Below are 10,268 nucleotides of genomic sequence, written 5' to 3'. Positions count from 1 at the left end.
GTCGAAACCGAAACCGCCGTCGATGGAAGTGCTTGCCGGAACGCCCGGACCTTTGGTGCGGCCCGCTTCCAGTTTGAGCCACGACGCCGAGGACTTGCGCAGGGTCAGGTCCGCTCCACCCAGGCTGGTTTCGATGTCCCCCTCTTCCTCTCGACTGGCGGTCGCGCCGACCTTGACGTGGTCATTGAACCAGTAATGGACCCTGCCGCCGGCCGCCAGCGTGTCCGGGTCGTCGAACCCGGGGGTGAATTCATAACGGGCCACCAGGAAGACCGGATGCCCGCTGATGGAGCCGCTGTGGACCAAGAGGCCGTCGTCCGCCGTTGCGGGCAAGGGCTGCGAAAGCAGGATGCGTCCCTGCAGGTAGTCGATGTCGTAATCGAGCACCGGAGTCAGGTTCTTGACCGCCAGAACGATCCCGGAATCCTTGTCGCGCACCTCGATGCGCAGGCGTTCGGAACCCTCCAGCACGTCCTGCCGGCGCAGGAAATAGAGCGATCCATCCGTGCCGAGGAACTCATCGCGTCCCGCAACGGTTCCCGGGTCCGCGACAAACCCGTCCAACAGCAGACGCGGTTCGCCGAAACTGGTGGTCTTGAGGGGCTGATAATGCAGGTTGGCGCCGTACAGCCCGCGGTCCACGTGCGCCAGGTCAGTATCGGCATACGCCGTCTTGAAGTTGCCCCAGAGCCCGTACGTATTATCTTTTTTCGCCTTCACGAAGAACTTGCCGGTGGTCGGCGCGTCTTCCGCGACGGTGCCGTCATCGCCGAAGGTCGGGTAGTGGTAGTCCGGGTCTATTCGCCTGAACAGCGCCTCGGGGGACTTGTCCATGAAGTTGGAAAAGATCTCGTCCAGGGGATCTTCGAGGGTATCGGCGCTCGCCGTCAGCGACCAGCCGTTTGCGAACTTTCCGTGGGTATAGAAGGCCAGGCGGCCCTCGAGGCTCATGTCTTCGCCGTACCGGGGTTTGTCCGGCGCGAGCAGTTCGGCCGGCCCGTCCGTCTTGTTTCCGGACAGGGTCAGGTCGGCGATCCCCACGGTGAACCAGTCGCTCTTTTTCAGCTCCAGGTCGCGCAGGAAGATCTCGCCGTTTCCGGATTTGTCAAGAACCGCCACCTCCACGGTATGCATGCCCTCCGGCAGGATCTCTTCCGCCACGAAACTGCCCTTCTCGTCCACGGGCACCGCATAGCCGGCCATCCACACCCCCCGTCCTTTGGGGATCGCGGTGCCGTAGGCCTGCACCGTTCCGCCGTGAAGGCGGATATTCCGGCCGGCGATGCGGCTCTCGCCATAACCGGCCCGCAGTTTTTCGTCGACATTCGCTTCGGCAACCGACGGATCGATGCGGTCCGCCACCCACAGGGACTGTGGAGTCGTCTCGTCGAAGAGTCCCTTCCCGTCATACACCCGAACCAGGTATTTCAATTTGCGCACCGGCGCGGAGAAAGACTCGAACCCGGGCTGCCATTGGGCCATGCCGTCGGCGTCCATCTCGACGACGGCGAGGGGCGTATCGCGGACGGACTGCTCCTCTTCGAAAATCCTGACCTCCGCCCGCTCGATGAAGTTGCGGTAATTGACGTACAGGCGAAATTGCACCAGGTTTTCGGCAAACGCCGTATCCGGAAGGTCCTGATAACGGATGGTCGTCGGCCATGCGGTCACGTTCAGCCGCGGCGTAAGCGCAAGGCTGTCGTTCTTGAACTGGATCCGGGCGTTTTTGAGGGCCACGTCGGTGCAGCGCTGCACGTCGGAACTGCACTTGCCCGGATCATCGACCGGTTTTCCGTCCACCGTGATGCGCATGAGATTCAGGGCGAAGGGATTGGCAGTGCTCACCTCGCGAGTCAACGGGGTGACCTCCACGCCCTCGTAGTCGTCGCGAATGCGCGGTTCATCGTAGACCACCTGCACCTTGACTTTCGACGTATCGGACTCGACAAAACCGGCGTTTACCACTTCGTCGGACTGAACATAACCGCGGCCGTCGAACTCCGCCTGCTTTTCCGTTAATCCCATTTGCTCGCCGACGGCCGCCATGGAACGGCGTGCACGCGACATGGACAAGCCGATGTCGTCTCCGTACACCGCGGCCGTACGCCGGTCGAGGCGCTTGTTGGCGGTATAGCCGACAAACCGGAGGCGGACGCGGGTCCTGTCGCGGATCTCGTCCATGATGCGGCGCAGTCGGTCGGTGTACCCATCGGGTATGACGGGTTTTCCGTTTTCAAACAGGATCGGGTCGATGCCCCCCGACGGCGAATCGTAGACGCGGGTGACCGTTTCGGCGCCGAGGGCGTCAGGGCAAAGTTGGGGCTCGTCGGGAAGATCCTGAAGCGGATCGTCGTGCCAGAACTCCACCTCCACGCGCCGGTTCAGCGCGCGCCCCTGTTGCGTATCGTTCGTGGTCACAGGCTGCGATGCCCCGCGGCCCTCGGTATCAATGGCGTCGTTGGGCAGGCCCTGATCATCCTGAACGGCGAGTGCAACGCGCCGGGCAACCGCCTTGGTGAGCCCTGTGAGGTCGCCGTAGATGCGTTCGTCCCGTCCCTTGAGCGGGATGTCATCCGCATAGCCGATGAACTTGACCACAAGGTTCTGTTTGCCGCCGAGATTTTTCCGTGCCTGCCTGACCTGCTGCAGAAATTCCTCCGGCACGCTCAGCATGCCTTTGTCGTAATGAAGGGGGGAAGTCAGGTTCTTCACGCGCGCGCGATGGGAGTGGCCGTCCTTATAGCGCAATTTGCAGACGGTCTCGGTCCGGCAGACCTTGATGCGGTTCCTCTCGCTGGGGACGACCACTTCCTTTTCGGTCTGCTTTTCGCTGATCTCGTCGTACCAGACCTGCACTTCCACGCGACGGTTGCGCTGCCGTCCTTCTTCCGTCGCATTGCTGGCGACCGGTTTACTGTCGCCAAGCCCCTCGTAGGAGATGGCTTCGGGAGGAAGGCTCAGCGCGCGCTGGCAGTATTCGGCCACGGTCCCCGCCCGTTCGCGCGACAGCCCGACGTTGGTGCCGTAGATATTTATCAGCTCGCCCCTGAGCGGAAGGGTATCGGCATGACCGACGAAGTGGAGACGTACATTGGCGCGATCGCGCATGCCGTCGAGCACCTCGCGGAGGACCTTGAGATAATTCCCGGTAATTTCAATATCGCCCAGGCCGAAATGGATGGGCGGGACCAGGTTGTCGAGCTTGATGGTCGTGACTTCCTGCTCGACGACTTCGCGCAGTTCCGTCTTGTCCCCCTCGTCCTTTTCAAATATGGCGGGGTCATGGACCCACGGGGTCAAAGGCTGGTCGGTCGGCAGGTGCTTCTCGGCTCCCTCTCCGGTCACATGGGTCTCCCTTACCCCCGTTTCCTCGGAGGAGGCAGCCCCGGTGCCCGCCACGGTGGCGGCGCACACGCACAGGACAACGAATCCGTGCCTCGGAAAGAAGCCCTTCACGATGCGCACGTGACGTACCATGGATTTCATCATTCCGTTATCGGTGACCGGCAACCGGAGCGCCGCGTCGCCAGAAGAATTCGGTCTCAATGGTCAGCTGGTAGCCGGCGCCCGACTGCTTCCACCGTGAGGTGATTTCCTTTTTCAGGGCCTCGAGACGTTTCAGGGCCAGGGCCTTGGGCTCGACATCGCCAAGATAGGACAACCTGAGCACGGACGGCCCCTTCCTGAGTTCTTCAAGCAACTGGTCGATTCTTTGAGTCCACTGCATCCTGATTTCGGTGGTATCGGGCTCGAAGGCGCCGTCGGCGATATCCATGCGCACCACGCGATGGATCGTCGCGCCGAAGTTGAAGCGCAGCATCTTGCCGCGGGTAGCCCGCTGAACGCGCGGATTTTCGGTGGTCAGGCGATAACCGCTGGGCAGGCTGCGCTCGTCCAGCTTGAGGATGAAGTTGCTGCCGCGGTCCTCGTCCGGGACGGCCGCGCAGGTGATGTGAAAGCGTCCGTTATTATCGGTGGAGACGAGCAGACCGCGCGCCGTCACAACGCGAACCCCGGGCAGTCCATTCTCGCCCTGGTCCTGCCACCCATTCCGGTTGCCATCGTCGAACACCTTGCCGATCACATCGGTGCAATCGAAGTCCGGGTCGGGGACGACCCTCACGGTGGCCGTCGCTTCGCCCGAGACGGCGCCGCTGGTGGTGGTATTGAGCGCCAGGGCCCTGTTTACGTATTCGCCTTCGGAGACGCCGGAGCCCACCACCAGCAGAAACCGGATGGCGCGTTTCTGGTTGAACTGCAGATCGAGGCCGTTCCAGACAAGCTCCCGACCGTTGATCAGCGGTTCGGCCGGATTGCCGTCCAGGCGGGCGGAACCTGCCACGTATTTGAATCCGGCCGGGAATCGATCGACGATGCTGATACCGGACAGCGGCGCGCCGTACACGTTGGTCACGGTGATCGTATAGGGCACCAGCGTCCCCTTCGTCACGTTGGTTAAAGAGGAGGTCTTGCTGATGGCCACGGCCCCATAGAGTTCCGGGTCGATGGGGATCGGGTTGTTGAACGCCTGGCTCTGCCCGGGCACGGTTCCATTGCTCAGCAGAAGGTGCAGATAATAGGTGGTGCCGGCCGCGCCCGGCAGAACCGACGTCGGCGGCACCGCCGCGGAGGCCACAACCTCGCAGTACCCGGTGGTAGCCGGCACCGCGTCGTCCGCACTGCCGGGACAGGCGGGAACGGAGAACGAAGCCGTGTTGTCGCTGCTGGCCGGCGGAATGATCCGGGACGGCATGGTCATGTAGCCGGTGGGGGGCGGCGTCACCTCGATGAGATAGCCCCCGCCCGCCGGGCAGGAGGCATCGCTGAAGTTCAGGTCGAACTTGTAAAAGCCGTTCGCGGCCGTAACTTGATTCTGCTGTACGGGGTCGTCGAAGCATTGGCCCGGAAGTGCGGCTTTCGTCGCCGCATTCAGCATCGCCACGCCGGCTCCGGCAACGGGTACGCGCGCGACGGAGTTGTACACGGTTCCGTTGGGCCAGAGCGGCAGATTCAGGTACTGCAGATTGGCCCCCGGGGCGACGGTGATGCCGCTGATCCGCTGCGGGCCATTGGTGAACGGCGAGTCGGCCGTACCCATCGAAGCCGTGGTCGAGCCCGCGCCCGGCGCACGGAAGCGCAGCTCATAAAGGTCGGATGTGCCCGCGTTGGGCGCCAGGCCGCTGAACCGATAGAAACCGTTGGCATCGGTGAGCGCCGTGGTGACCGGCTGATTGTTCCGATAAAGCTCGACCGACCAGCCCTCCATCATGGTCTCGGCGCCGCTGTCGACCAATTTATCCAGGTTCGCGTCGTGCCAGACGTTACCGTTGAGATTGGCGCTTCCCGGCGTTCCGCCCACGTCAATGGATACGCTGGCCGATTCAGTGTTGTCGTTCCAGCTGACCACGGAGGTATTGGTGATGGTCGTTCCGATGGCGAGGGTGGAGTTGATCTGCACGCGGAAGCGCACGATGCGGTCGGCGCCCGGCGGCAGATCGCCGTATTGGGCGGCATAGTTAACGGTGAGCACCCCGCCGGCAAAGACAACCCCGTCGGTGGAATCGTTCAAGGTGGCCGACCCGGCGACGTAGGTGACTTGATTGCCCAAGGGCGGATTCAGGTCATCGGTCACCACCACCCCGGTGGCGGGCAGGCTGCCGATGTTGTTCACCCGGATGACGTACTCCAGCTGGCCGCCGGCTTCGGCGATTCCGCCACCGACCGCCGATACCTCCTTGGTGATGGAGAGCAGCTGCACTGCACCGACGACGACGATGGTCGGCTGGTTGCCGTTGGAGGGCACGCCGTCGGCATCGGTAGCCCCCTGCGGCAGTTCGCCGGAGGTAATACGGCCCTGGTTGATGATGAGGGTCCCCGTGGGAACACCGTCGTTGACCCTGGCCTCAAAAGTGACCACAGCGCTATTGCCGGCCGAAACAATGCCGGCGCCCGGATTGTCGGCGGATTGCACCGACAGGCCGGCGATCAGCGGCGACACGCCGCCGTCGGATCCCACCGACGCGCCGTTCAGACGGAGGGAGTCGGCCACGTAGGTGGTATTGGCCGGAACGTTGTCGGTGAGCACGACACCCGTGGCCGAAACCGCGCCGGAGTTGCTGAGGACGATGGTGTAGCGCAGCACGTCGCCCGGATCGACGATCCCCGGCGAGCCGATGTCCGGGGGGTAGATCTGCGCGGTCTTATGCGCGTACAGCAGAGGCTGGTTGCCGATCGTGGCCGTGGCCGGTGCCGTTACGTAGTCGGTCAGCCCCCCGATGCCATCGGTGCCGTTGCGCTCGAATGCGCTCGGGCCGTCGATGCCGGTCCACTGCGCGACGGCGCTGTTCGCGATCGTCTGGGCGAGCACGCCGCCGAGCATGCGAACGTCGTAAGAGATGGTGACGGACGTGCCTTCGGCGATGTCGATGTCGGCATTGCCATTGGTCAGACTCCAGAGAAGCGTTTGCGCCTGGTTGATGCTGTCGCCGGTGACAACGGGCGCTCCGATGGTGTTGTTGCCGCTGACGCCGCCTCCGACGGTGACGGTCGGGTTGCCGGCGTAGACCAAACCGAGGCCCAGGGTGTCGGTGATCGTTACATCGAACACATCCGACGAATAGGTGGTGCCGCTCGCCGTCAGCGTCACGCTGTAGCGTACGGTCTCACCGGCGGCCGGCGTGGTCGGGTTGGCGCTCTTGGTGATGCTCGTTACATGCGGCTCGACCACATGGAGCGTCACGGTCCCGCTGGTCAGCGCGGGCTGTGGGACACCGCCCTGGGTGTTGGAATATGTATAGGAGGCCGCGTTGTTGATCGCGATGCCCTGCTGGGCTCCCGGGACGTTGCGAACGCGGGCGCGCACCGTGAAGACCGCCTGCTGGCCGGCCGGGATCTGGGCGACGCGGAAGCTAAGGTTTTGAGCGACACTGTTGTCCGTCACCGCCGGGCCGCCGGTCTGGGTGAAGCCCAGATATTCGAGGTTCGCGTCAAGCGCATCGGTGACCGCGACGTCGTACAGCGGCCGGGTGCTCACCGTTCCGGGCACCCTGATCTCGTACGCCACCTCCTGGCCGATGGTCGCCTCAGGCGTAGTCGGAGAGACCAGCGCCTTCGCCGGCGGCGGCGGCGCAGGGAAGGCGATCACCACGCGCGTCGGGTCCTCGTCGCCCGGTACGGCGGGATCGGCCTGACCATTGATGCCGGGATCGTCACTGTTCCCGATATCGGCGGCGCCCTCGAAGAGGTCCGCCTGGTTACGGACCACGAAACCTTCCGCGAGGGTCGAGGCCAGCGTGATATCGAACGTGACCTCGATCACGCCGCCGGCCGAAACGTTCAGGTTGCGGATGTCGAGGATCCCGTTGCCGGTTTGGGAGACGTCCGCTCCCGCGGGATAGCTGACGAGCGAGAGCGAGCCCGGCACGAATGCCGGCGACGGGTTCAATCTGTTGAGGACGTCGTGGAAACGAACGCCGGTGAATGGCTGGTCGTTGAAGTTTTGCAGACTCAACGTGTAGCGAAGCGTCTGACCCGCCAGAGCGGTGGAGACGATCGCACCGGTCGCCGGGTTCGCGGCGGTCTTCTCGAAGAAATACCCCGAAAGCACCACCAATACGTTGTGGGCGTCCTGACAGTCCTCAATGCCCACCGTGCCGTCGGTCGGGGTGCACGCGTAGGTTTGGCCGATGGTGCCGTCTTTCCCGCTGGACCACCGGGTGGCGGCGGCAACGTTTGTGAGCACGGCGCCACTTGCGCTGTCGGCGTCGACCTTGGTCCGGTAGGAGATGACCAGGTGCTCGTCCGTCCCGATCTTCCGGTCGGCCGTCCCGAGCAGGGCGAGGCTGAGCTGGCAGCCGGCGTAGCTGAGCGAATAGTCGGTGCCCATGGTGAGAGAAGTGCCCGCCAGCGTGACGCCGGTCACCTCCGGGGTCAGATCGCACATCCCGCCATCGCTCGTGGTCGGCGAAGTGCTCGGCAGCAGGTCGACAATGTTGACGTTCCATGCATCGCCGGACGAGGGCCCTCTGTTCCAGACGTCGATGGTGAACGCCGCCCACTGCCCGCGGTCGATCACCGAGGTCGGCCCCGTCTTGGTGACCACGAGATCGGGCCTGACGATCGTCATCGGCTCCGTTCGCCCCCACTGGCCCGGCAGGGGTTCGTAGTACACGCCTTCGATGAGTCTCCCGAACTGCCACTTTGCGGTGTTGACGAACTGCCTCCCCGGCGCGTTCGCCGCCGTGTTGTCGAGGACGACCGTTAGATTGATCACGATCTGCGATCCGGCCGGAATCAATGCCAACGCCGGGTTGGCGGTTTTGTTGAACTCGAGGTGCTTGCTATCTCCTGTATTTATCAGTGAGCCCGAGCCCAGCGGCGTAGTGGTGCCGCCGTTCACCAGGTAGGCGGTGTTGCTCAGGTAGGTGAGTTCCGCCCCTGGATAGGCGAGGTCCGCGCTTGTCCCTTGCGCGGTGAGATCGTCCCAGATAATGACGGAGTGCAGGTCATTGACCGACGGGCCGCCCACATCGGAGTAGGCAGGGAGCGTGAGCGTGTAGGTGAAGGGCACGCCGACGACGGCCGTGGTCTGGCCCGCAGGGTTCCTCTTGTCGATGGTTTCTACGGGGATGAAAAGGTCCTGGCAGGCGTTATTGGAGCCGTAATACGAGCTGTTGGCGAACCAGATCCTGTGCTCGACGTTGGCGCACGCCATGTTGCCTGTGTAATAAACGTTTTCGAAGACAATGAGATAGATCGAAGGGTCGTTCGTTTGAAAGTTGATGGTGGAGGTCAGCGGGTTTGACTGCGGAAAGTTCTTGAACGTGCAATCCCTGTCGACCGTGATCTGGGTAGGAACAGGACGTATATAACCGTCGATCACTCCGAAGTACGGAGGATCGCTGCAAAACTTCTCCACGGCCACCGCCGGGGAAGCGGTACCCAGCAACAGGGCCAACAGGATCAGCAGCAGGAAACCGAGTCTGGAGCCACGAGACATCAGGGCCATAAAGAACTTCTTCACCTCCACGCCTTCCGGTTCGAACACGTCCTCCGCAGCCGCCCGGAAACGGCTCCATGGCGACCGGTCTGCCCGAATGATTCATGTTCCGTGCCACGAGCGGTCAGGTCCCCGCCCGTTCCAACCCCGCGGGCGCGGCGGAGAGAGGGGGGGAGAGCGGGGGAATCCCGTTTCGGCGAAGGGAGATACAGTATTCCGGCGGCCCCCGGCCCAGGGGGTTCCCGCGGTGCGCCGGCAGGATCGGCGGCCGCCGGCGGGCGGGCAAACGGACGGCGTGGAATTTCAGAAGTGGAATAGCCTCGACGGAACGTATCGCGGAATTTCGAAAACGAAATTCCGGGCGGGAAAGGGCGGGGGGCGCCGGTATCCGGTGTCGTGTTTGTCGTAATGCTGGCCGGGCGGCGGGCCCGATGGCGTCTCCCGAAACGGGAATCTGAACCCTCCGGACGTGAATCTCAAGGACATATGGGATCCTTTGCAGACTCAGGCGAATCGGGCAGGCATGGTCCTGACGACGGAGAGTCCATGTGCTCCGGCGACGACAGCGACAGCACCGACCCGAAACAGACCCCGAACCCGCGCCCGGGCCCGGCGGAGAGCGCTGGCCCTACCGGGTGGCTGGACGCGTTGAATTCGTTTCTGGAACGCGCGATCAAAGCGGATCTTGATACCGGATGTTGACCCCCATGAACCGGGCGGGCGGTCTGCCCGCCGATTCAACAACGCTGTGGCGGAATCGTTTTTCAGCAGTTTGAAGTAAAGAGCGGAAGCGGATACGAAGGAGAATTTATCTATCGCGCGCGCTTTTTTCTTTCCCGTTCATGTTTCGCGTCCCCCCCACGTATCATTGCGTATTCAGCGTCTCCCTTACCTTCCTCGCCAGGACCGTCGGGCCGAACGGCTTCTGCAAAAACGGCGTGCCGGGGGTCAACACGAAGGAATCGTGGATCGCATCGGCGCTGTAACCGCTCATGAAGATCACCTTGAGGTTCGGGTTTGCCTTGTGCATCTCGTCGAACGCTTCCTTGCCCCCCTTCCGCGGCATCACCACGTCCAGCACGGCGAGAGCGATCTCCTTGTGCCGCCGGAAAATCTCGATCGCCTCCTCCCCGTCCCGGGCCACGAGGACCGTGTATCCAAACCCCATGAGAACACGCTCGGCAAGTGCACGGATCGCTTCCTCGTCTTCCGCCAGAAGGATGGTCTCCTTCCCACCACGCAGAATTTCTTCCCCGCGTTTCGCAGGGAC

3 protein-coding genes are annotated in these 10,268 nt (G+C 63.3%); all 3 read right to left on the bottom strand.

Annotation, left to right across the window (positions count from 1 at the left end; translation table 11 throughout):
* On the bottom strand, positions 1-3,465 hold a 3,465-nt coding region (locus WAW17_RS02210; protein WP_422331390.1), incomplete at its 3' end, for an OmpA family protein.
* A 28-nt stretch (positions 3,466-3,493) separates the two neighbouring features.
* Complete coding sequence (locus WAW17_RS02205) at positions 3,494-9,046, bottom strand: isopeptide-forming domain-containing fimbrial protein (protein ID WP_422331389.1); 5,553 nt, start codon at positions 9,044-9,046, stop codon at positions 3,494-3,496.
* 817 nt (positions 9,047-9,863) lie between these two features.
* Positions 9,864-10,268, bottom strand: a 405-nt coding sequence (locus WAW17_RS02200; protein WP_422331388.1) for a response regulator, incomplete at its 5' end; no start/stop codon positions are given.

Origin of the sequence: Rhodococcus sp. (in: high G+C Gram-positive bacteria) (genome assembly GCF_049286785.1) — a bacterium.
GTDB lineage: Bacteria > Actinomycetota > Actinomycetes > Mycobacteriales > Mycobacteriaceae > Rhodococcus_F.
This window is presented reverse-complemented; position numbering and strand designations above follow the sequence as displayed.